This is a genomic window from Halorubrum sp. Atlit-8R (assembly GCF_003666025.1).
Classification (GTDB): Archaea; Halobacteriota; Halobacteria; order Halobacteriales; family Haloferacaceae; genus Halorubrum; species Halorubrum salinarum.
Genome location: NZ_QPLV01000002.1, coordinates 245454 through 265862, shown reverse-complemented (window position 1 = coordinate 265862; position 20409 = coordinate 245454). Strand labels below are relative to the sequence as shown.

Sequence of the window (20409 nt, the reverse complement as noted above, 5' to 3'; positions counted from 1 at the left end):
CCCGAGTCAGTCGTCTCTGAACCGCTCCAGCGCGTCCTCGTCCAGGGGGACGCCGTGACCGGGGCGGTCGGGCAGGTCTATTCTCCCGTCGTCGCCGGGTTTCAGGGGGTCGGCGACCACGTCGTCGAACGCCTTCACGTCCATGTCGCGGTAGAAGTACTCCACCCAGAGCCCGTTCTCCACGGCGCCGAGCAGGGAGGCGTGGAGGTTCCAGTTGTAGTGGGGAGCGATCTGAATGTCGTACGCAGAGGCGTGGTTCGCGATCTTCAGCCACTCCGTGATCCCGCCGCAGACGGTGGCGTCGGGCTGGAGGATCGACGCCGCGCCGCTGTCGGCGAGGCGGGCGAAGCTGTGCCGCGTCCCCTCCAGTTCGCCGGTGGCGACGGGGTAGTCGATCCCGTCGTTCACCTCGGCCATCGTGTCGACGCGGTCGATCATCACGGGCTCCTCGACGAAGTACGGGTCGTACGGCGCGAACGCCCGGCAGTTGCGGAGCGCCTCCGTCGTCGACTCCCAGACGCCGTTGGCGTCGAGCAGCAGGGTGCGGTCGTCGCCGATCTCGTCGCGCACGGCGGCGACGCGCTCGGCCTCCTCGGCGGCCGACAGGCGCCCGACCTTCATCTTCACGGCGTTGTGGCCTTCGTCGACGTAGCGCCGCATCTCGCCGCGGAGCGCCTCGTGGCCCTTCTCGTCGCGGTAGTAGCCGCCGCTGGCGTACGACGGGACCGACTCCGAATGGCCGCCCAGCAGCTTGTGGAGGGGCATGTCGGCGGCCTTCGCCTTCACGTCCCAGAGCGCGATGTCGACCGTCGAGATGGCGCGCAAGAAGAGCCCGCTCCGCCCGATCTGGACGTTCCCCTCGTACATCTCGTGCCACAGGCGCTCGGTGTCGCGGGGGTCCTCGCCGACGAGCGGCGGTGCCAGCAGCGACTCGACCGCGTCGGCGATGAGCCCCGCCCCCTCGTACCCCAGCGAGTAGCCGACCCCCTCGTGGCCGGTGTCCGTCCGCACGTACGTGATCGCGTGGTCCCGGTAGGTGAGCGTCCGGTTGGAGAAGGAGACGGGAGACTCCAGCGGCAGCTTGATCGGAAACGACTCGACTTCGGTTATCTGCATGCGTGGTGCGGCGTCACACGGGTACAAGTAGCCCGCTGTATCGGCAATGCTCTCGGTCGCGCCGCCCACAGTCCGGCCGTCGTCGGTCGTTTTCGGGCCGCGGCGCAAGAGGCGCGCCCGCCGGCTCCCGCCGACGGCGCCCACCGGCAGCTTTTGTATCGGCGCCGCGAGGGGCCCCGTATGGAGTTCCCCGAGCGAGCCGACGTCGACGGACTCATCGACCCGCAGCCGCTTCCGGAGTTCGCGCGGGTGCGGTACGAGCCGCGCACGGAGCGCCTCGACGATCCCGTCGGGGCGGCCCGGGAGTCGCTCGACGCGCTCGACCTCGACGGCCTCCCCGCGGGGGCGACCGTGGCGGTCGGGGTGGGCAGCCGCGGGATCGACCGCATCGACGAGGTCGCGGCGGGGGTCGTCGACCGCCTCGACGAGCGGGGGTTCGACCCGGTCGTCGTGCCCGCGATGGGCAGCCACGGCGGCGCGACGCCCGAGGGGCAGCGCGAGGTACTGGCGGCGCTCGGAATCACCGAGGAGAGCGTCGGCGCGCCGATCGACGCGCGCATGGCGGCGGCGGAGCTGGCGACGGTGTCCGTCGGCGACGCCGAGACGCCGGTGTACTTCGCCGAGGCGGCGCTCGAAGCGGACGCGGCCGTAGTGGTGAACCGCGTGAAGGCCCACACCAACTTCACCGGGCCGATCGAGAGCGGGCTCGCGAAGATGACCGTCGTCGGGCTCGGCAAGCAGCGCGGCGCGAAGGCGTTCCACTCGACGGCGATCGCCGAGGGGTACGTCGAGACGCTGACGGCGGCGCTCGACGTCATCGAGGAGGAGACCCCGATCGTCGGCGGCGTCGCCCTCGTCGAGAACTTCGAGGAGGAGATCGGCCACGTCGAAGGCGTCCCGGCGGGCTCGTTCCTCGACCGCGAGCCGGCGCTGTTAGAGCGCGCCTACGAGGAGATGCCGACGCTGCCGGTCGACGACGTCGACCTGCTGGTCGTCGACGAGATCGGCAAGGAGATCTCCGGCGCCGGCATGGACACGAACGTCATCGGTCGCTACCGCGTCCTCAACGCCCCCGACCCGGAGACGCCCGACATCGACCTCATCTACGTCCGGGGACTCACCGAGGCGACGAAGGGGAACGGCAACGGGATCGGGCTGGCGGACCTCACCCGGCGGGCCGCGGTCGACCAGCTGGACCTGAAGAAGACGTACGCGAACGCGCTCACGAGCGGCTCGCTCGCGAAGTCCAAGCTCCCCGTGGTCGCGCCGGACGACGAGTTCGCGCTCCGGACCGCGGCGGCCGCGCTGGGGGCGTACGACCCGGAGACCGCCCGGATCGTCTGGATCCGGAACACGCAGGAGCTCGGCGAGTTCCGCGTCTCCGACGCCCTGATCGAGGACCTCCCGGAGGCCGCGGTCGTGACCGACCGCGAGGCGGTGACGTTCGACGCGGGGACGGCGACGTTCGAGGCGGTGGCCGACGGCGACGCGGACGCGTAGCGGTCGCGTCGGCCCGTCGAGCCCTCGGAGTCGGCTGCTCGAACCCCTCCGCGTCGGCCGGTCGAACCCGCCGCGTCGTCGCCTGAGACCGCCCGGTTGCCTGTAGGCAAACGTTTTCACGCCGCACTCGGGATGGGTGAGACATGGACCTACAGATCGACGGCAACGCGGCGCTCGTCACCGCATCGTCCAGCGGGCTCGGCAAGGCATCGGCGAAGGCGCTCGCCCGCGAGGGCGTCGACGTCGTCATCAACGGCCGCGACGAGGAGCGGCTGGCGGACGCGAAGGAGGAGGTCGAGGCCGTCGCGACCGGGGAGGTCGTCGCCCACTCGGCTGACCTGACCGACGCGGACGAGGTCGCGGCGCTCGTGGAGGCGACCGTCGACGAGTTCGGCACGATCGACCACCTCGTGACGAGCGCCGGCGGCCCGCCCTCCGGCGCGTTCCTCGACACGGACGACGAGGACTGGCAGCACGCCTACGACCTGCTCGTGATGAGCGTCGTCCGACTGGCGCGGGAGTCGTACCCGTACCTCAAGGAGGGCGACGGCGGCACCATCGTCAACGTCACCTCCCGCAGCGTCAAGGAGGCCATCGACAGCCTCGTGTTATCGAACTCCGTGCGGATGAGCGTCATCGGGCTGGAGAAGACCCTCTCGAAGGAGTTCGCCCCGGAGGTACGCGCGAACGCCGTCCTGCCCGGCCCCCACGAGACGAGCCGGATCCGGGACCTCGTCGAGGCCGCCGTCGAGCGCGGCGACTACGACTCCTACGAGGAGGGGCTCGACGACTGGGCACAGAACCCGCTCGAACGCATCGGCGACCCGATGGAGCTCGGCAACACGGTCGCGTTCCTCTCGTCGCCGAAGTCGGGGTACGTCAACGGCACCGCCCTCCCGATCGACGGCGGCTCCACCGGAGCGAACCTATGAAGCCGGTGGCGTTCGACGAGGCGGAGACGTACGAGCCCGACGAGGGCTGGCGCCGCGTCTCGATGGCGGGCAGCGACCGGTTCTCCTTCGAGTGGTTCGAGAAGCCGCCGGGCCACAGCTCCCCGATGCACGACCACGAGAACGAGCAGGTGTGCCTCTGCCTGGAGGGCGAGCTCACCGTCGTCTCCGAGGACGACGAGGTCACGCTTCAGAAGAACGACTCCGTCCTCTTGGAGTCGAACGAGCCCCACAGAGTCGAGAACACCGGCGACGAGCGCGCGGTCGGCCTCGACGTGTTCGCGCCCGGGCGCTCGTTCGACTTCTGGACGGACCGGGAGGAGTGAGATGAACGGAGCCACCCCGCGATGAAGTACCTCGCGCGCACGGCGACCGGCGAGCCGCTCCTCGGCGACGACGAGGGGTACGTCCCGCTCGGCGCCGTCGAGCCCGACCTGGGCAGCGTCCGAGCGGCGCTCCCGCGGGCGGCCGCCGGCGACCTTGGAGACCCGGCCGACGCGCCGGCGGACCCCGTCCCGGCAGCGGACGTGTCGTTCGGCGCGCCCCTGGAGCCGTTCGGGAAGCTCTGGGGGATCGGCCTGAACTACGAGGAGCACGCCGGGGACCTCGACGAGCAGCGCCCCGACGAGCCGGCGAGCTTCATGAAGCCCCGGTCGGTCCTGACGGGGCCCGGCGGCCCGATCCGGCTGCCCCCGGAGTCGCAGAGCGAGCGGGTGACCGCTGAGGCCGAGCTGGCGGTCGTGATGGGGCGGACGTGTCGGAACGTCGCCGAGGGCGACGTCGACGACGTGGTCGCCGGCTTCCTCCCCGTGATCGACATGACCGCCGAGGACGTGCTCCAGCGGAACCCGCGGTTCCTCACGCGGGCGAAGAGCTACGACACGTTCCTCGTCCCCGGCGCCGCGCTCGCGGTGCCGGAGGGCCCCGTCGACCTGGAGGGGCTCTCCGTGCGGACGGAAGTCAACGGGGAGGTGCGGGCCGAAAACGAGATCCGGAACATGCTGTTCCCGCCGGCGGAGATCGTCTCGTTCCACTCCGACGTGATGACGCTGGAGCCCGGCGACCTGTTCAGCACCGGGACGCCCGGCGCGGCGCCCATCTATCCCGGCGACGAGGTGCGGGCGGTCGTCGAGTCGATCGGGTCCGTCACCGCGCCGGTGACGCGGTAGGCCGGCGAGCCGGCAGCTACTTTTATTACCTGCTTTCGGGTAGTGGCGGGTATGTACCGGGTACTGCTGCCGGTCGGCGGAGAGTCCGAACACGCGCCGGCCGCCGCGGACGCGGTCGCGTCGCTCCCGAACGCCGCCGAGGAGGTCGAGGCGGTGCTGCTCAACGTCTACGAGGGGTTCGAGGTCAGCGGCGAGGGCGGCCGCGTCGACTCCGAGGACGTGTGGAACGAGGAGAACTTCCCCGAGGCCGTCGCGGCCGTCGAGGCGCGCTTGGAGGAGGCCGGGGTGGCGACGTCGAAGCGGCGCGAGCACGGCGACCCCGCGGAGACGATCATCGAGGTCGCCGAGGAGCTCGACGTCGACAACATCACGATGAGCGGGCGGCGGCGGAGCCCGACCGGCAAGATGCTGTTCGGGAGCACGACGCAGTCGGTGCTGCTCGCGGCCGACCGACCGGTGACGGTCATCCTCGACGAGTAACCGGCGCCGGTACCGGGATCCCGACCGGTAATCGGATCCGATACCGCCTCCCTCGACGGGTAACCCGTTCCGGCGACGTGTTCGCTGACGACCACTATAATGAATATTCCTTCGGTTTGAACTGAAATAAACAGACACATTGTTAATGATCGACTGGGAGTACTCTGTTGAGTATGTCCGAGAACTCAATCGATCGGCGGAAGTTCCTGTACGGTACCGGCGCGGTAGGCATCACCGGACTCGCCGGCTGTTCCGGCGGCGGGGACGGCGGCGACGGGGGAGACGGCTCCGACGGCGGCGACGGCATGGACGGCGGAGACGGCGGCGACGGCGGTAGCCAGGACCTCTCGCTGCGCGTCGGCACGTCGGCCGGCGGGACGCAGGACGTCGGCCTGGCGGTCGAGCGCGCGGTGAGCCAGGAGAGCGACACGCTGAGCTACTCGACCATCGAGAGCCCGGGATACATCGGGACGATCCGCCGGATGGCGAACGACCAGTTCAACGCCGGCATCACCGACAACAACTCGCTGTCGAAGGCGCTCAGCGACACGGGCGCGTTCTCGGAGCAGCCGGTCGAGCGCATCCCGCAGTACGGCTTCTACGCGTTCCCGTACAGCATCTACGTCATCGCCCGCGACGGCACGGGGATCGAGACGTTCGACGACCTGGCCGGCGCGAACGTCTACCCGGCCGAGCCGGGGTACTCGACGCGCGCGACGACGCTCGACGTCTGGTCGCAGGACCCGACGGCTGACGTCTTCGACCAGATGAACATCCAGAACATGGGCGTCGACTCCGCGCCCGGCGCGATGGAGGAGGGGACCATCGACGCCAGCATCGCGTACGGGACGCCCGGCGTGCGGTACACCGGCTTCGTCCAGGAGATCGCCTCCCGGGTCGACATCCACTACGTCGAGCCGACCGACGCGCTCATCGAGTCCGCCGAGTCGTACGACGGGGCCGGCACCGGCACCACGAGCTACGACGACTGGTCCATCGCGGGCACGGACATCGGCACGGACGAGGTGTTCCACTGGAACCTCGAGGTGAACTACACGTTCAACCCCGAGGCGAACCCGGACGCCGTCTACGAGCTGTGCCGCGTCGTCGACGAGCACAACGACACCGTCAACGAGGGCGAGGCGCAGTTCAACGACTTCGAGTCGACCGCCGACATGCTCGGCTCCGCCCGCGAGAACATCCCAGTCCACCGCGGCGCCGTCCAGTACTACCGGGACAACGACGCCTGGGACGACAGCCTGACCGAAGGCGAAAGCCCCTAATCGGTCGGTAACCGGGTTTTCCTCTCCGTTTGCCGCGGTGTACCGATCAGTAATTTAAAATCATCGAATACGTAACCGACAACTCAGACACCAACTATGACACTATCACTCACGTCCGGGCGACCGACCAGCCGCTCTGCGGTACAGCCGCGCCAATGAGTACGGAAACGGCCTCGACGGACTCCGAGTCCGGACTCCTTCGGGGACTCGACGTCACCGTCACGGGGGCGGCGCTGCTGTTCTGGGCCGGCGTCCTCTACTGGGCGCAGACGCAGGCGATCTCGCAGGTGCGGTTCGCGACCGCGTTCGTCGGCGGCATCCTGACCGTGTACGCGCTCAACGAGACGCGGCTCGCCATCTCGGACGGCGACTGGATCGACGGCGCCGTGCTGATCCCCGCGTCGCTCGCGCTGATGACCGCGTCGGCGTTCTTCGCGATCAACTTCCAGGACGTGTACCTCCAGCGGCAGGGGTACGCGCTCGAACACGAGTACATGCTCGCGCGGCTGGTGATCCTCTCGCTGATGTACCTCACGTGGCGCGAGTTCGGCAACGTGTTCCTCGGGCTCGTCTTCGCCGTGTTCGGGTACGCGATGTTCGGGAACCTCGTCCCCGGCGTGTTGGGCCACGCGGGGATGAACCAGGCGACGCTGCTCCAGGCGACGGTCACGGACCTGTACGGGTTCTACGGGAGCCTGACGCAGATCACGGCCTCGTGGATCGCGCCGTTCCTGCTGTACGCCGGGCTGCTGTTCGCGTACGGCGCGTTCGACCTGATCCTGCGCGTCGCCATCGTCGCCGCGAAGTACATCGAGTCGGGCATCGCCCAGACCGCGGTGCTCTCCTCGGCGGTCATCGGCTCGATCAACGGGTCGTACACCGCCAACGCCGCGATGACGGGCTCGTTCACCATCCCGACGATGCAGGAGGCCGGGATGAAGGGCCACCGCGCGGCGGGCATCGAGGCGGTCGCGTCCACCTCCGGGCAGGTGCTGCCGCCCGTGATGGGGGCGTCCGCGTTCGTGATGGCGTCGTACCTCGGGGTGCCGTACCTCGACATCGTCGTCGCCGGCCTCGTGCCGGCCGCCATCCTGGTCGTCTCCATCTCTATCGCGGTCCACTACCTCGCCATCTCGGACTCCAGCAGCCAAGACATGGAGTTCTCCGAGTTCTTCGACGAGACGCTCTCGACCGAGAAGAAGGTGTTCGAGGCGATCCGGTTCGGCGTCCCGTTCGGGATCCTCATCTACCTGCTCGGCATCGCGCAGTACACCGTGATGACCTCCGCGCTGTACACCGTGGTCGCGATGATGATCACGGGGACGCTCATGCCGCCGCTCCAGCGGGTCGTCGACAGCTCGGGCGTCAGCCCGGTCAGCGAAGTCGTCACGCAGGTGAAAAACACCGTTCACGGGATCCGGCGGGGCGCGATCATCCTCGCGCCCATCGCGATCATCCTCGTCGTCATCAGCGGCGTCGTGAACCTCTTCAGCACCACCGGGATCCCGGCGAAGATCGCGCTGCTGCTCATCAACATCTCGGGCGGCGTGCTGCTGTTCGCGGTGCTGCTCGGGATGGGGGTCGCCATCCTGATGGGGGTCGGCATGCCGACCGTGGCCGCGTACGTCATCGTGGCCATCCTCATCGTCCCGACCTTCGTCTCCGACTTCAACGTCCCGGCGATCACCGCCCACTACACGATGTTCTACGCGGCGATCCTCGCGGGGATCACGCCGCCGGTGGCCACCGCGGCGGTGATAGCCGCGGGGATCGCGGAGGCGAACTTCTGGCGGACCTGCGGGGCGGCGATCCGGATCGCCGCGCCGCTTTTCATCCTGCCGGTCGCGTTCGTCTACAACCCCGGCCTGATCTCGATGGACGTCGGGCTGAACACGCTGTACGTCGGGCTGCTCGTCCTGCTCGGCGCGGTGACGATCATCTACGGGCTGAACTACCCGTTCAAGATGCGCCCCGGTCGGAAGCTCGGCGCGCGAGCCCTGCTCGCGACGCTCGGCGTGCTGATCATGGTGTACCCGTCGAACGTCGCGAAGATAGCCGGAATCGCGGTCTTCGCGGCCGTGTTCGTCGCGGAGAAGGTGATGATCCGCGGTCTCACGCTGCCGTTCGGCAGGGGGGCGAGCCAATGAGCGACGACGACTCCCCCGAGGCGGTCGCCGAGCAGTCGGCACAGCAGGCCGGCGGGCTCGACGAGATCATTCCGGAGCCGCTGCTGCCGGTGTGGAACCAGGTGGAGAAGGTCCAGGCGTTCCGCCGGACGCACGGCTCGAAGTACGTCGGCGCGCTGGAACTGCTCACCGCGCTCGCGCTCACCGGCGGCTACGTCTGGTGGCTGCTCATCTACCTCGAACTGCTCTGAGGCCGCGGGCGGCCCCCGGCCGCCGCGACTGTCCTTCTTCGCCCCCGTTCGACCGCACGCCGCGACGCCGCCCTCGACCCGTCGACAGTGACCGCCTCCGCTCGTCGAACGGGCGTCAGTCACGTCCGCGAGCAGTCCGCTCGCTCGCACGAGCGGGACGTTCCCGAGCGAGCGCGGGAAACGGGTAACCGTCGAACAACGCGGGGGCGAGAACGTACCGCGAGGAAAGCGCCGCGAACGCGAACCGCGTCAGCGACCGCCGTCGGTCATCGCGACCGGCTCGTCGGCGTCGACGTCGGCCGGCGCCTCCGCCGCCGCGTCGTCGCTCGACGCGGGGTCGGTCGCGGCGTCGGTGACGCCGAACTCCGTCCAGAGCGTGGCGACGACGACCGCGTACGCGACGAGGTCGTAGTGGACCGCGCCCTCGACGCCGGCGAACGCGACCAGCGTGCTGTACCCGTAGAGGGCGGCGACGCCCCCGACGAACGCGGCCTCGTTGGTGAACCGCCCGTCGCGCGCCGCGGCGACCGCGCGGCGGATCGCGGGCGCGCAGGCGACGAGGAACGCGAGCCCGGACAGCGCGCCGAGGTTCACGAAGAAGTGCGTCGTCATCGACGAGTCGAGGATCGACTGGAGGTACTGGACCGTCACGGGGTCGTAGAACAGCCACTCCACCCGTGTCGGGTACAGCACCGCGATGTACGGCGTCGCGACCATCAGCCCGAAGAGGACCGCGACCGCGACGCGGGCCGACGCGAACTGCGCGGCCCGCCGCGCCTCGAACGCCTCGTCGCCGGGCGCGACGACGAGCCCGCACTCCGCCAACACCTCGCGGAGCGCCTCGCGCGACACCGACGGGTCGTGGTGAACGCCGACCGTCCCGTTGCGCCGGGTCGCCGAGGCGGCGCTGACGCCGTCGACGTCGCGGAGGACCGCCTCCACCAGCCCCTCGCGCCGGTCGGTGTCGATCCCCTCGACGGAGAACGTGTCGTGGTCGTGGTCCGACGGGACGCGGGCGACCCGCGGGCCCGATCCGGCGGCGTCGCCCGCGGGCGCCTCGTCCCCGGGCGGGCCGCGCTCCCCGGCCGCGTCGGGGGCGTCGATTCCGCGTTCGCGGACCACGGCGTCGAGCGGCGTCTCGCCGCCGCGGTGGTCGTTGTCTCGCATGAGAGGTATCTACGGTTACACAAGCATGAAACTTCCCCCCGCAGGGGCGGCGCGTTCGGCGGTCGACGCGCCGGAGACGCGCGTCAGGCGTTCACCGATTCGAGGTAGGAGCTCACGATCATCTGCCCCTTCCGGGTGAGCGCGGCCCCGCTGTCGCCGTCGGCGACGAGGTCGGCCTCGCGGAGCGTGTCGAGGATCATCGAGGTCTGGGTGACGTCGCCCGTGACCACGTCGGCGATGTTCGCCTCGCCCCCGGCGGAGTAGATCGACACGAGGATCTCCAGCTGCTCTTCGGTCGGGTCGAACGAGTCGAGGTCCTCCATGGCCTCGTCGTACTCGATCTTGATGTACCGGCCGAGGATGTTGAGCGCCCGCTCGTTCGGGACGGTCGCGATCGACGTGACCGTCTGTCCGTCGGTGACGTGGCGGAAGACGAGCGCCGGGCGCTTCGTGCCCCCGAGGGTGCGGTCGGTCCGCTCGTAGTCGATCACGGCCGAGAGGTCGACGACGAACGGCTCGGGGCAGTCCCCGAAGCGTATCTCGCCGGGCGACACCGACACCGAGGCGCGGTGGTCGCTGGCGTCGGTGACGCGCCCGCCGACCTTCGCGGGGTGCCGCACGGTGACGGTGACGTTCCGCAACAACACCTTGAACAGGAGCCGGACGAACCGGTCCATGTCCTCGGCCTCGCCCTCCACGAGCGCCGAGCGCCGCGACCCGTCGCGGTCGTACGCGACGGTGACGCTGTCGTTGAAGAACGAGCGCAGGTCGCCCGGGACGCTCCCGACGACGACGTCGAACACCCGGGAGAGGGGAATCGTCTCCTTCCCGTCGTCCGTCGCGAGGACCATTCGCCGCTGGCTCAACAGGACGCGACCCGTCACCGGCTCGTCGGTCCCGAAACTCGCCGCGTGGACGCGGCCGACGAAGTCGGCGACGACGGACTCCTCCATCGGTGTCTCCTGAGCGCCGTACGCTATTTATTGTTACTCACCCCGTATCAGTCGTGATAACGATCTGTCACCCGAGCGCCGCGGGCCGCCGATCGAGCGGGTCGGATCGGGGGATCGGAGCGGCGAGACTCGCCGAACGGGACCGAATTTGTTCGGTCGACGGCGCCCGGCGTCGGGGCGGTCGGCTGGGGAACAGCAAAGCCTAATGAGGTGGGCACCAAACCGGCAGGTGATGCCCACAGTAGAATACCTCAACTACGAAGTGCTCGACGACCACGGCTGGTCGATGGACGACGACAACCTCTTCGAGGAGGCCGCCGACGCGGGCCTCGACGAGGAGGACTACGGCACCCTCGAAGTGAACCAGGGCGAGTACATCCTCGAATCGGCCGAGGCGCAGGGCTACGACTGGCCCTTCTCGTGCCGCGCCGGCGCCTGTGCGAACTGCGCGTCCATCGTCAAGGAGGGCGACATCGAGATGGACATGCAGCAGATCCTCTCCGACGAGGAGGTCGAGGAGAAGAACGTCCGCCTCACCTGTATCGGTAGCCCGGCCACCGACGAGGTCAAGATCGTCTACAACGCGAAACACCTCGACTACCTGCAGAACCGCGTCATCTGATCGGCTCTCTCCTGTGGTGACAGGCCGTTCTCACGCGGGACCGCGCCGCTCGCGGTCCTCGCATCTCTCGCCGCTCCGCCAGCGACGGCGCCCGCCCGCGGCGGGCGGCGCCGACCCGGTGACCGAGCGTCGCCCTCGCCGCCCGAACCTGTTCGGGCGAATTTCGCGGCCGTGAGAACGCGCGAAACCCCGTTCGGGGAACCGTCCGTACGGGGGGTATGGTCGAGAAGACGGACCGAACCGAGGACGCGAACGGGCCGCGGTCGGCCGACGGTCGCCGGTTCGAGGTGTTCGTCCGCGAGGCGGAGTCGGACCCGCTCCGCCACGTCGGCACCGTCGCCGCGCCGACGCCGGACGTCGCTCACGAGGAGGCGAGCAAGCTCTTCGCGTGGTACGCCCGCGACGTGTGGGTGTGTCCGGCCGCGGAGGTGTCCCGGTACTCCGCGGAGTCGCTCGCGGGCGACGCGGACGAGGCGGACGGGAAGGCGGCCGACCCGGACGGAACGGACGACGAGGCCGCCGACGCGGACGAACCGCGCGTCTACGAGGAGACCGAGGGGACGCCGACCGCCTCCCGCGCCGGCGCGCCCGCGGTCGACGCGGACGAGGAGGGGTCGCGATGATCTCCGTCAGCAAGCTCCTCTGCGGGCTCGACGCCGAGAGCGACGGACTCCGGTACGACGCGGCCGACGACTCCGAGGAGTCGCAGATCACGGAGGAGAAACAGCGCCGGCCGGTCGTCGTCTGGAACACCACGAAGCGGTGTAACCTCTACTGCGAGCACTGCTACGCGGGCGCCGACGCCGAGGGCGCCCCGAACGAGCTCTCCACCGCGGAGGGGAAGGCGCTCATCGACGACCTCGCCGAGTTCGGCGTCCCCGTCCTCCTGTTCTCCGGCGGCGAGCCCCTCGTCCGCGAGGACCTGCCCGAGCTGATCGCCTACGCCGACGACAGCGGGATCCGCCCCGTCCTCTCGACGAACGGCACGCTCCTCACCCGCGACCGCGCCCGGGAGCTGAAGGAGGCCGGGCTCAAGTACGCCGGCGTCTCGGTCGACGGCCTCCCCGAGCGCAACGACCGCATCCGCGGCGAGGAGGGCGCGTTCGACGCCGCGGTCCGCGGTATCGAGGCCTGCCTCGACGTCGGGCTCAAGACGGGCCTGCGGTACACGATCACCGAGCACAACGTCGACGACCTCGCGGGCGTCGTCGACCTCCTGGTCGATGTGGGCGTCGACCGCTTCTGTTTCTACCACCTCGACTACGGCGGCCGCGGCGCCGACATCTCGGACGTCGACCTCTCGCCGGAGGCGACCCGGCAGGCCGTCACCGACCTCTGTGACCTCACCCGCGAGTACCACGCGGCCGGCGAGGAGATAGAGACGCTGCTCGTCGGCAACTACGCCGACGCCGGCCACCTCGTCGAGTACGCCGACCGCGAGATGGGGACCGACCGCGCCCGCCTGATCTACCGGTACCTCGAACGCAACGGCGGCGACCCGACCGGCGAGCGCGTCGCCGACGTCGACCCAGTCGGCCACGTCCACCTCACGCAGTTCTGGCAGGGGTACTCGCCCGGCAACGTCCGCGACCGCTCGTTCGGCGCGATCTGGTCCGACGAGTCGAACCCGCTCCTCGCCGGGCTCCGCGAGCGCGAGGACCGCCTCACCGGCCGCTGCGCCGACTGCGCGTACCGGTCGATCTGCCGCGGCGGGTCGCGGCTCCGCGCGCTCTCGGCGCACGGCGACCCGTTCGCCCCCGATCCGAAGTGTTACCTCACCGAGGCCGAGCGCGCCGGCGACGAGGCGCTCGCCCGGATCGACGCGGCCGACCGGTCCGCGCCGGCCGACGACTGAGGCGCTCGCCCGGCGGCGCTCACTCCCGCTCCTCGCCCGCGCCCTCGGCGTCTCCCCCAGTCCCGTACTTCGCCGAGAAGCGCTCCGCGGGCACCTCGCCGCGAGCGACGCCGATGGCGTCGCGCACGAGTTCGAGCGTGGCGTCGTCTCGGACCGGCTCGACGGCCGGCGGGTCCTCGTCGTCCATGTCCGGACCGAGGGGCCGGCGAGGCCTCCGCCTCCCGCTTTACCGGTGTACCCCTTCAAGGGGGCCGCTCACCGCTCGGCGCCGTCGAAGACGTCCGTCACCAGCTTCGCCTGCGCGGTGCGGAGCCGCTGGGAGAGCGCGGACTTGCTGATCTCTAGCTCGTCGGCCAGTTCGCTCAGGCGCACGTCGCGGTCGTCGTCGAAGTAGCCGCGGACGACCGCGAGTTCGAGCCCGCGCCGCTGTTTCGGCGTCAGCGCGGAGAGGTCGAAGGTGACCTGTTCGGTCGCGTCCGGGCCCTCCACGACCGCGAGCCGCACGAGCCGCACGCGGTCGACGACCTCCCGGAGCTCCCCGACCAGCCGGCGGACCGCGTCGCGGTCGTCGACGTATGTCGTGACGAGGACCGTCCCGTCCTCGACGCGGCGGAAGTGCGGGACGCAGCCGAGCCGCCCGAACGCGTGACAGAGGCAGTCCTCGTCGACCTCGCCGGTCCCGCGGCGCACGTCGCCGTCCGGCGTCGTCACGTCGACCACGCACTCGTCGCCGACCGCGTTGACCGCCACCTCGGCGGCCTCGTCGGCCTCGGCGACGATCGGACAGCCGCGGTCGCCGCTCGGATCGACGTCGAGGTCGACCCGCAGGCGGCGGTCACCCTCGGCGCCGGCGGCGTCAGACATGTCGGTCGCTACGGACGGCGTCGGTTTCATCTTTCGGCGGTTTCCCGGAATCCGGCGCTGCGCTCGTCGGTTTGAAAAGGGTCGGCGTCGGGGTCGCGGTCGCGTCGGAGGCGCGGGCGGGTCGCGCCTCAGTCCTCGGACTCGGGGGCGGCCTCCTCGGCGGCCGGCTCGCTCCCGCCGGCCGACTCCTCTTCGCCCTCCTCGGAGCGCGCGGCGACGAGCGCCCCGCTGGCGACGCTGTACATCGGCTCCTCGGCGGAGCGCACGCCGCTGATCGAGAACGGGATGTTCGCGTCCGCGAGGTGGTCCGCGAACAGGTCCTCGAAGCCGTTCGGGCTGGAGGTGCCGCCGGTGACGACGACGGGCACGTCGAGGCCCTCCTCGACGTCCTCCTCGTCGACCTCGCGCGTGATGTTCTCGATGACGTAGTCGAGCAGGTTCTCGTAGTAGATGGCGAGCGCGCCCTCGACGCCGCCGACGTCGGTGCGGAAGTCGAGCTCGAAGTCGTCCTCCTTGATGCTCGTCACCTTGTCGACGGGCGTGCCCGTCGCCTGCGCGGTCTGCTCGTCGACCCAGTCGCCCCCGCGGGCGATGGAGAACTTCATCACGGGCACCGCGTAGTAGGCGAGACAGACGTTGGTCATCCCCGCGCCGAAGCTGATCCCGAGGCCGGTGAAGTTGTTGTCGGCCAGCTCGGAGTAGATGACCGCCATCCCCTCGTTGATCGGCTCGGGGTCGTACCCCATGTCGCCGAGCATCGATTCGAGGGTCTTCTCGTGGTACAGCGTCGTGAGCGGCGAGTCGATGGGGTCCGCCGGGCTGGAGTAGAACAGGCGCTCGTTCGGCTTCGAGGGCTCGCCGACCACCTGCTCGGTGATCAGCTTGATCATCGGGATGGCCGAGGCCTCCTCGCTGGAGAGGATGCCGTGTTGCATCGGCCGCCGGGTCTCCTTGTTGAAGATGTTCGCGAAGTTCAAGGCGTCGTCGCCGACGACGTACACCTTGTCGTCCTTGCGGATGTGGAGGACCTCGCTGCGCGAGAGCATCTGCTCGGCCATGTCGCTGTACTCGATCTCGACGAACGAGTTCCGCTGCTGTACGAACACCGTCTCCGCGCCTTCCTGTCGTCCGGAGAGGATGTTCATCGTGCCGACGTCTAAGCCCTTGGCCATATCCGGGTATTTCATTTCGGACGTGATAAACGTTCGTGGCGGATCGATCCGGCCTCGCTCGCGGCCGGGCGAACACCTTCGGGGTGGGGCGGTCACCGACCGATCCCGCACCGTTTATTCCTCGCGGGCGGGAGTACGCGGACGACGTGCGAGACACGCTCCGCGGCCTCGTCGAGCTCGCCCGCCTCGGCAACTGCGTCGCGGCCGGGGTGCTCACGGCCACCGGCGCGTTCGTCGCCGGCGCGAGCGGCGCCGCCGTCCCGACCGCGCTCGCGGCCGCGACGACCGTCTTCGCGGTCGCCGCGGGCAACGCGATCAACGACTACTTCGACCGCGAGATAGACGCCGTCAACCGTCCGGACCGTCCGATCCCGCGCGGCGCCGTCCCGCCGCGGCTCGCGCTCGCGACGGCCGCGACCTGGTTCGCCGTCGCCGTCGGGGCCGCGGTCACGCTCCCTCCGGCGGCCATCGCCATCGCCGCGGTGAACCTCGTCGCCCTGCTCACCTACACGAGCCTCTTCAAGGGGACGCCGGGCCTCGGCAACGCCTTGGTCGCGTACCTCGTCGGCTCGACGTTCCTGTTCGGCGGCGCCGCGGTCGGGAACCCGCGGGCGGTCCTCGTCCTCGCGGCGCTCGCGGGGCTCTCGACGTTCACGCGCGAGGTGATCAAAGACGTCGAGGACGTGGCCGGCGACCGCGAGGAGGGGCTCGCGACGCTCCCCATCGCGGTCGGCGAGCGCACCGCGCTGTGGATCGGCGCGGCCGCGCTCGTCGTCGCCGTCGCCGTCAGCCCGCTGCCGTACCTCTCCGGGACCCTCGGCGCGGCGTACCTCGCGGTCGTCGCGGTCGCGGACGCGGTCATGCTGTACGCGACCTACGAGGGGTTCGAGGACCCCGCGGCGGCGCAGCGCCGGTTCAAGTACGGCACCTTCCTCGCGGCGGCGGCGTTCGTCGTCGGGCGGGTCGCCGTGGTCGCGTGAGAGAGGTCACGCAGCCGTGGTCGCGTGAGACGGGTCGCGCGGCCGCTACCGGGCGAGTGGCGCGGCGAAAAAACGGTCTCGCTCGAAGCGATGCTCGACGGCGGACGGTCAGGTGACGGTCACGCGACGTTGAAGCCCTTGTCGCGGAGGAAGTCCTCCACGCGACCCGAGTGGTTCCCCTGGAGCTCGATGGCGCCGTCCTCGACGGTGCCCCCGCAGGCGAACTTGGACTTGAGGTCCGACGAGAGGGAGCTCAGGTCCACGTCCTTCGGGTCGAATCCTTCGATGACCGTTACCTCCTTACCGTACCTGCGCTCGTCGATGCGGATGCTGATCTGCTGGGACTCCTTCGCGACGTCCTCGCAGACGCAGAGTTCCTGGGGCAGTCCGCACGTCGAGCAGACTTCCGACATTACAGCCCGAATCTACAGGACGCCCGTATTAAATAGTGTCGGGAAGCCCCCCGATCAGCGGACGAACCGCCCGATGAGCGGCAGTCGCTCCAGCGCGAGCCCGCGGACGGCCCGCCGGGCGGCGTCGGCCTCGGACCGCGTCACCGACCCGGCGTAGGCGGCGCGCTCGTACGCGGTCGCGACGGTCTCGACGCGCTCGTCGGCGCCGAGCGCCCGCATCGTCTCGACGTAGCGCCGCGGGGTCTCCCCCGGCCGCCGCTCGCGGTAGGGCTCGGCGAGCAGCCGTTCGAGGTCGGCGAACGCCCGCTCGGCGTCCGCGGTCGGGTCGCCGCGCCGGCGCGGGAGCAACGGACCGATCCGCCGGCCCGCGCGGCTCGCGAGGCCGGTCCGCCGGACCCCCGCGACGCCGAGGCCGGCGACGAGCAGCCAGTAGAGCGCGGTCTCCGCGCTCGGTTTCGGTAGGGAGCCATCTCCTCCAGAGCCGCCGGACTCGCCGCTCGTCTCGATCTCTTCCACCCCTGCCCCTTCCAAACGCGAGATATCGACGGACGAGACGCCTCCCGATCCGTTCGTCCCGTTCGGGCTCTCCGGCTCCGGGCCAGTCGATCCGTTCGCGTCCGCCCCCGGCTCGGAGCTGCCACCGGTCGGGTCGGGGGCGGTACCGCTGTCGTCTTCTTCCGTCGCCGCGTCCGGCGACGACGCCTCGGTGTCGACGTTCTCCGCCCCGTCGGCGCGCGCCTCCGCGAGCCGGGTCGCCCGCGTCTCGTCGCGCGGCTCCGACGGGGTCGGGTCGAACGCCACCCAACCGTGGTCCGGCACGTAGATGGACACCCACGCGTGGGCGTTCTGTCCGCGGACGACGTACTCGTCGTCGCCGACGCGCTCGCCGGGGGTGTAGCCCGTCTCCATCCGCGTCGGGATCCCCTGGGTCCGGAGCATCGCCGCCATCGTCGTCGCGAAGTAGACGCAGTAGCCCGCGTCCATCTCGAAGAGGAACGCGTCGGCCACGTCGCCCTCGGGCCGCTCGACGGTCAACGAGTAGTCGTACTCCGAACGCAGGTACGCCTCGACCGCGGCCGCCCGCTCGTACGGCGACTCGGCGTCCGCGGCCGCGAGTATCTCCTCGGTCCGCTCGCCGACCCGGTCGGGCGTGCTCTCGGGCAGTTGGGTGTACCGCTCCTCGATCGCCTCGGGGTAGTCGGTGCTGGCGTTCCGGAGCGTCGCGGGGTCGGCGTCGAGGACACGGCTCGTCACCGTCACGTCCTCGCCCGGTTCGAGCGGCGCCGCGAGCCGGAGGCTGCCGCGCTCGTCGACCTCGACTGCCCCGCCGCCCGAGACCGAGACGGGCTTCCAGGGCGCGGGCAGCGCGCCCGACTCCGTCTCCGCGGTGACCGTCACGTCGACCGTCTCCGCCGCCCCCGGCGGCCCCGCCAGCGTGCCGTTCAGCGGGGTCCGCTCGCCGGTCCGCACCCAGCCGTCGCCGGTGTAGGTGTCGTACGCCCCGGTGTGCCAGTTCCGCTCGACGGGGCTCTCGATCGTGTACCGCACCTCGGGGGAGAGCCGCGTGGTGCCGATCACGTCGAGTTCGTCCTCGCCGCTCAGGCTCGACTCCAGCGTCGTCGTGCCGCGGTCGAGCCCCAGCGGCGCCGCCGCGCCCGCCGGGATCACGGTGATCGTCGCGCTCGCGACGACCATCGCCGCGACCACCAGCGCGAACGTGCCCGCGTGGCCGCGGCGCCGGCTCGGCGTCGAGAGCGTCGAGAGGCCGACGGCGAGCGCGAGCCCGACCACGCCGGCGACCGCCGCCCCCGTCTCCGCGTCGCCCGTGAGCACGAGGAAGCCGAGGGTCCCGCCGGCGACGCTCGCGGCCGCGACGTGGCGCCCGCGGCCGGCGAAGTAGCCCACGAGGAACGTCGGCACCGGCGCCACGGCGAGCACCCACACGTCCGCGAGCGCCAGCCGCAACACGGAGAGCCCCGTCGACAGCGCGAGGAGGTCTAAGGCGACGCTCCGGACCGTGAACAGCGCGCGCTGGCTCTCGGGGATCGCGAGGAAGTAGCCCGCCAGCCCCGCGGCGAACAGCACGCCGGCCAGCCACAGCGCGGTCCGCTCGCCGACCGCCCGCGCCAGCGCGACCCCGCCGACCCCCGCGACCGCGACGACCGCCGCGGTCCGCCCCGTCCCGCCGACGACGTTCGTCACCTCGAAGAAGACGGCGAGGTACGCCGCGGCGACGACCGCGACGCCGACGACCGCCGGGTCGGCCAGCCGCCGCTCGTCCCCGGCGGGACCGCCCGAGGCGAGCAGCTCCCGGACGGACGCCCCGCGGCTCACGGCGACGCCACCTCCCGTCCGTCCGGCGCCGCGTCGGCCCGGCCCGTCCCGGCGTCGTCCCCGGTCGCGCGCTCCGCCTCGGCCTCGCGGTGCAGGTCGGCGAAGGACTCGGACCGGTCGCCCGCGCGGAACCGGGCGTCGTCCGCGCCGGCGACGATCGTGACGTCGGCCTCGTCGTCGGCGACCGCGCCCGGGCCGGTCCGCGCCGCCAGCTCCAGCACCTCGCGCCGCCCGCGGCCGCCGGGAGCCGCCGAGACCCGTCCGGCGGGCAGCCGCACGTCGACCGGGACGCCGTCGTCGAGCAGCGCCAGCGCGAGGCTGACGGTCGCCCGCGCGAGCTCGTCGGCCGCGGCCGCGCTCGCGGTGCGGTCGGCGTCCGCGTCGCCGTCGCGCCCGACGCCGCCGAACGGGTCGCCGCCGCGGTCGGCGCGCCCGCCGCCGCTGACCTCCGTCCCGCCCGCGATCGTCACCCGGTTCCGCGCGGTCTCGGCCGCGAACTCCTTGACGACGATCTCGTCGCGCTTGGCGGTCGTCGCCCAGTGGACGTCGCGGACCGCGTCGCCGCGGGTGTACTCCCGGAGGCGGTCGAACTCCTCGCGCTGGCGGCTCACGTCGACCGCGTCGGCCGCGTACAGCGCCCGGCGGAACCGCGCCGGGACCGGGTCGCGGGGCGGGTACACGGTCACCGCGTCGGTCTCGTCGACGAGCAGCGAGCGCTCGAAGAGGCCGAACACGTCGGTCGCGGTGAGCTCGACCGGGCCGAGCGTCCGCTCGCCGCGCTCGCGGTACGTGACGGCGTACGAGACGGGCTCCGTGCCGACGGCCGCGCGGATCGGCGCCGTCGGTCCGTCGAGCCCATCGTCGACCCGGACCCGAACGTCGGCGAGGAACGAGGACGCCCCGCCGCCGTCCCGCGCCGGCGGCCCGAACTCCAGGCGGACCTCGCGCGTCTCCCCGACGAACCCGTCGGCGGGCGTCACGTGCCGGACGGTCGGGGCGTCGACGCGCGACACTTGAACGTAGCCCGCCGCGAGCGCGATGGCGACGGGGATGACGATCGCGTCGAGCGCGCGGCCGCCGGCGGCGAGCGCGCTCGCGGCCGCGACGAGGCCGACGGCGCCGGCGACGCGCCCCCGGCGGGTGAGTTCGGGCGTCATCTGAGTGGGGGCGGTGT

Annotated in this window: 21 protein-coding genes; 12 read left to right on the top strand and 9 right to left on the bottom strand. The window is 71.2% G+C overall.

Translation table 11 applies throughout. From position 1 onward, the window contains the following. Positions 1 to 6: 6 nt before the first annotated feature. A complete protein-coding gene (locus tag DVK05_RS07130; protein WP_121562696.1) occupies positions 7 to 1116 on the bottom strand; it encodes a mandelate racemase/muconate lactonizing enzyme family protein in 1110 nt (369 codons plus the stop codon). 180 nt (positions 1117 to 1296) lie between these two features. On the opposite strand from DVK05_RS07130, the gene DVK05_RS07125 reads away from it, so the two are divergent. The 8 genes from DVK05_RS07125 to DVK05_RS07090 all read left to right on the top strand — a co-directional run bounded on the left by DVK05_RS07125 (position 1297) and on the right by DVK05_RS07090 (position 8875). Further along, positions 1297 to 2616, top strand: coding sequence for a DUF362 domain-containing protein (locus DVK05_RS07125; RefSeq protein ID WP_121562695.1), 1320 nt, complete (start codon positions 1297 to 1299; stop codon positions 2614 to 2616). Between the two features lie 143 nt (positions 2617 to 2759). After that, the gene (locus DVK05_RS07120; protein ID WP_121562694.1) at positions 2760 to 3548 is read left to right on the top strand and encodes an SDR family oxidoreductase; all 789 of its coding nucleotides are present in this window, start codon (positions 2760 to 2762) and stop codon (positions 3546 to 3548) included. Further along, a complete protein-coding gene (locus DVK05_RS07115; protein ID WP_017344206.1) occupies positions 3545 to 3892 on the top strand; it encodes a cupin domain-containing protein in 348 nt (115 codons plus the stop codon). The genes DVK05_RS07120 and DVK05_RS07115 overlap by 4 nt, the downstream gene beginning before the upstream one ends. 21 nt (positions 3893 to 3913) lie before the next feature. Further along, positions 3914 to 4735, top strand: a complete 822-nt coding sequence (locus DVK05_RS07110) for a fumarylacetoacetate hydrolase family protein (RefSeq protein WP_121562693.1) — start codon at positions 3914 to 3916, stop codon at positions 4733 to 4735. A 51-nt stretch (positions 4736 to 4786) separates the two neighbouring features. Beyond that, a complete protein-coding gene (locus DVK05_RS07105) occupies positions 4787 to 5215 on the top strand; it encodes a universal stress protein (protein ID WP_121562692.1) in 429 nt (142 codons plus the stop codon). Positions 5216 to 5388: 173 nt separating this feature from the next. Beyond that, positions 5389 to 6498 carry a TAXI family TRAP transporter solute-binding subunit gene (locus tag DVK05_RS07100; protein ID WP_121562691.1) on the top strand — a complete coding sequence of 370 codons (1110 nt, stop codon included), beginning with the start codon at positions 5389 to 5391 and terminating at the stop codon, positions 6496 to 6498. 155 nt (positions 6499 to 6653) lie between these two features. After that, a complete protein-coding gene (locus tag DVK05_RS07095; RefSeq protein ID WP_121562690.1) occupies positions 6654 to 8645 on the top strand; it encodes a TRAP transporter fused permease subunit in 1992 nt (663 codons plus the stop codon). Then, positions 8642 to 8875, top strand: coding sequence for a hypothetical protein (locus tag DVK05_RS07090; protein ID WP_053770891.1), 234 nt, complete (start codon positions 8642 to 8644; stop codon positions 8873 to 8875). Before DVK05_RS07095 ends, DVK05_RS07090 begins: the two co-directional genes overlap by 4 nt. Before the next feature lie 249 nt (positions 8876 to 9124). Here the strand turns inward: DVK05_RS07090 and DVK05_RS07085 are convergent, their stop codons facing one another. Both DVK05_RS07085 and DVK05_RS07080 read right to left on the bottom strand, forming a co-directional pair. Then, on the bottom strand, positions 9125 to 10042 hold the full coding sequence (locus DVK05_RS07085; RefSeq protein WP_121562689.1) for a heavy-metal-associated domain-containing protein: 918 nt from the start codon (positions 10040 to 10042) through the stop codon (positions 9125 to 9127). An 83-nt stretch (positions 10043 to 10125) separates the two neighbouring features. Then, complete coding sequence (locus DVK05_RS07080) at positions 10126 to 10995, bottom strand: CheF family chemotaxis protein (protein WP_121562688.1); 870 nt, start codon at positions 10993 to 10995, stop codon at positions 10126 to 10128. Positions 10996 to 11227: 232 nt separating this feature from the next. On the opposite strand from DVK05_RS07080, the gene fer reads away from it, so the two are divergent. The 3 genes from fer (at position 11228) to DVK05_RS07065 (ending at position 13472) form a co-directional block, all read left to right on the top strand. Further along, positions 11228 to 11617: a ferredoxin Fer gene (gene fer / locus DVK05_RS07075; RefSeq protein ID WP_049931604.1), complete on the top strand. Its 390-nt coding sequence runs from the start codon at positions 11228 to 11230 to the stop codon at positions 11615 to 11617. A gap of 218 nt (positions 11618 to 11835) precedes the next feature. Further along, the gene (locus DVK05_RS07070; RefSeq protein ID WP_121562687.1) at positions 11836 to 12240 is read left to right on the top strand and encodes an Htur_1727 family rSAM-partnered candidate RiPP; all 405 of its coding nucleotides are present in this window, start codon (positions 11836 to 11838) and stop codon (positions 12238 to 12240) included. Beyond that, positions 12237 to 13472: a TIGR04347 family pseudo-SAM/SPASM protein gene (locus DVK05_RS07065; protein WP_121562686.1), complete on the top strand. Its 1236-nt coding sequence runs from the start codon at positions 12237 to 12239 to the stop codon at positions 13470 to 13472. Before DVK05_RS07070 ends, DVK05_RS07065 begins: the two co-directional genes overlap by 4 nt. A 19-nt stretch (positions 13473 to 13491) precedes the next feature. Here the strand turns inward: DVK05_RS07065 and DVK05_RS17075 are convergent, their stop codons facing one another. The 3 genes from DVK05_RS17075 to DVK05_RS07055 all read right to left on the bottom strand — a co-directional run bounded on the left by DVK05_RS17075 (position 13492) and on the right by DVK05_RS07055 (position 15508). Then, positions 13492 to 13659: a hypothetical protein gene (locus DVK05_RS17075; protein ID WP_158598853.1), complete on the bottom strand. Its 168-nt coding sequence runs from the start codon at positions 13657 to 13659 to the stop codon at positions 13492 to 13494. A gap of 68 nt (positions 13660 to 13727) precedes the next feature. After that, positions 13728 to 14336, bottom strand: coding sequence for a helix-turn-helix domain-containing protein (locus DVK05_RS07060; RefSeq protein ID WP_121562685.1), 609 nt, complete (start codon positions 14334 to 14336; stop codon positions 13728 to 13730). Positions 14337 to 14464: 128 nt separating this feature from the next. After that, entirely contained in the window at positions 14465 to 15508 is a 1044-nt protein-coding gene (locus tag DVK05_RS07055) for a hypothetical protein (protein ID WP_173230077.1), read from the bottom strand. A 146-nt stretch (positions 15509 to 15654) separates the two neighbouring features. On the opposite strand from DVK05_RS07055, the gene DVK05_RS07050 reads away from it, so the two are divergent. Further along, complete coding sequence (locus tag DVK05_RS07050; RefSeq protein ID WP_121562683.1) at positions 15655 to 16488, top strand: geranylgeranylglycerol-phosphate geranylgeranyltransferase; 834 nt, start codon at positions 15655 to 15657, stop codon at positions 16486 to 16488. Positions 16489 to 16607: 119 nt separating this feature from the next. On the opposite strand, the gene yciH is transcribed toward DVK05_RS07050, so the two are convergent. From yciH to DVK05_RS07035, 3 genes are read right to left on the bottom strand one after another with little or no spacing between them, the layout of a single operon-like run. Beyond that, positions 16608 to 16901: a stress response translation initiation inhibitor YciH gene (gene yciH, locus DVK05_RS07045; RefSeq protein WP_004596695.1), complete on the bottom strand. Its 294-nt coding sequence runs from the start codon at positions 16899 to 16901 to the stop codon at positions 16608 to 16610. 54 nt (positions 16902 to 16955) lie between these two features. Beyond that, on the bottom strand, positions 16956 to 19235 hold the full coding sequence (locus tag DVK05_RS07040; RefSeq protein ID WP_121562682.1) for a DUF3488 and DUF4129 domain-containing transglutaminase family protein: 2280 nt from the start codon (positions 19233 to 19235) through the stop codon (positions 16956 to 16958). After that, positions 19232 to 20392 carry a DUF58 domain-containing protein gene (locus tag DVK05_RS07035; RefSeq protein ID WP_121562681.1) on the bottom strand — a complete coding sequence of 387 codons (1161 nt, stop codon included), beginning with the start codon at positions 20390 to 20392 and terminating at the stop codon, positions 19232 to 19234. Before DVK05_RS07035 ends, DVK05_RS07040 begins: the two co-directional genes overlap by 4 nt. Between the last annotated feature and the right edge of the window lie 17 nt (positions 20393 to 20409).

Bases quoted from the DNA above. Each gene is read 5' to 3' on its own strand.
- DVK05_RS07095 (WP_121562690.1), top strand. From the start codon at position 6,654: ATGAGTACGGAAACGGCCTCGACGGACTCCGAGTCCGGACTCCTTCGG.
- DVK05_RS07070 (WP_121562687.1), top strand. From the start codon at position 11,836: ATGGTCGAGAAGACGGACCGAACCGAGGACGCGAACGGGCCGCGGTCG.
- DVK05_RS07055 (WP_173230077.1), bottom strand. From the start codon at position 15,508: ATGGCCAAGGGCTTAGACGTCGGCACGATGAACATCCTCTCCGGACGA.
- DVK05_RS07060 (WP_121562685.1), bottom strand. From the start codon at position 14,336: ATGTCTGACGCCGCCGGCGCCGAGGGTGACCGCCGCCTGCGGGTCGAC.
- DVK05_RS07080 (WP_121562688.1), bottom strand. From the start codon at position 10,995: ATGGAGGAGTCCGTCGTCGCCGACTTCGTCGGCCGCGTCCACGCGGCG.
- DVK05_RS07120 (WP_121562694.1), top strand. From the start codon at position 2,760: ATGGACCTACAGATCGACGGCAACGCGGCGCTCGTCACCGCATCGTCC.
- DVK05_RS07105 (WP_121562692.1), top strand. From the start codon at position 4,787: ATGTACCGGGTACTGCTGCCGGTCGGCGGAGAGTCCGAACACGCGCCG.
- yciH (WP_004596695.1), bottom strand. From the start codon at position 16,901: ATGTCGGAAGTCTGCTCGACGTGCGGACTGCCCCAGGAACTCTGCGTC.
- DVK05_RS07110 (WP_121562693.1), top strand. From the start codon at position 3,914: ATGAAGTACCTCGCGCGCACGGCGACCGGCGAGCCGCTCCTCGGCGAC.
- DVK05_RS07090 (WP_053770891.1), top strand. From the start codon at position 8,642: ATGAGCGACGACGACTCCCCCGAGGCGGTCGCCGAGCAGTCGGCACAG.
- DVK05_RS07065 (WP_121562686.1), top strand. From the start codon at position 12,237: ATGATCTCCGTCAGCAAGCTCCTCTGCGGGCTCGACGCCGAGAGCGAC.
- DVK05_RS07130 (WP_121562696.1), bottom strand. From the start codon at position 1,116: ATGCAGATAACCGAAGTCGAGTCGTTTCCGATCAAGCTGCCGCTGGAG.
- DVK05_RS07125 (WP_121562695.1), top strand. From the start codon at position 1,297: ATGGAGTTCCCCGAGCGAGCCGACGTCGACGGACTCATCGACCCGCAG.
- DVK05_RS17075 (WP_158598853.1), bottom strand. From the start codon at position 13,659: ATGGACGACGAGGACCCGCCGGCCGTCGAGCCGGTCCGAGACGACGCC.
- DVK05_RS07115 (WP_017344206.1), top strand. From the start codon at position 3,545: ATGAAGCCGGTGGCGTTCGACGAGGCGGAGACGTACGAGCCCGACGAG.
- DVK05_RS07035 (WP_121562681.1), bottom strand. From the start codon at position 20,392: ATGACGCCCGAACTCACCCGCCGGGGGCGCGTCGCCGGCGCCGTCGGC.
- DVK05_RS07085 (WP_121562689.1), bottom strand. From the start codon at position 10,042: ATGCGAGACAACGACCACCGCGGCGGCGAGACGCCGCTCGACGCCGTG.
- DVK05_RS07100 (WP_121562691.1), top strand. From the start codon at position 5,389: ATGTCCGAGAACTCAATCGATCGGCGGAAGTTCCTGTACGGTACCGGC.
- fer (WP_049931604.1), top strand. From the start codon at position 11,228: ATGCCCACAGTAGAATACCTCAACTACGAAGTGCTCGACGACCACGGC.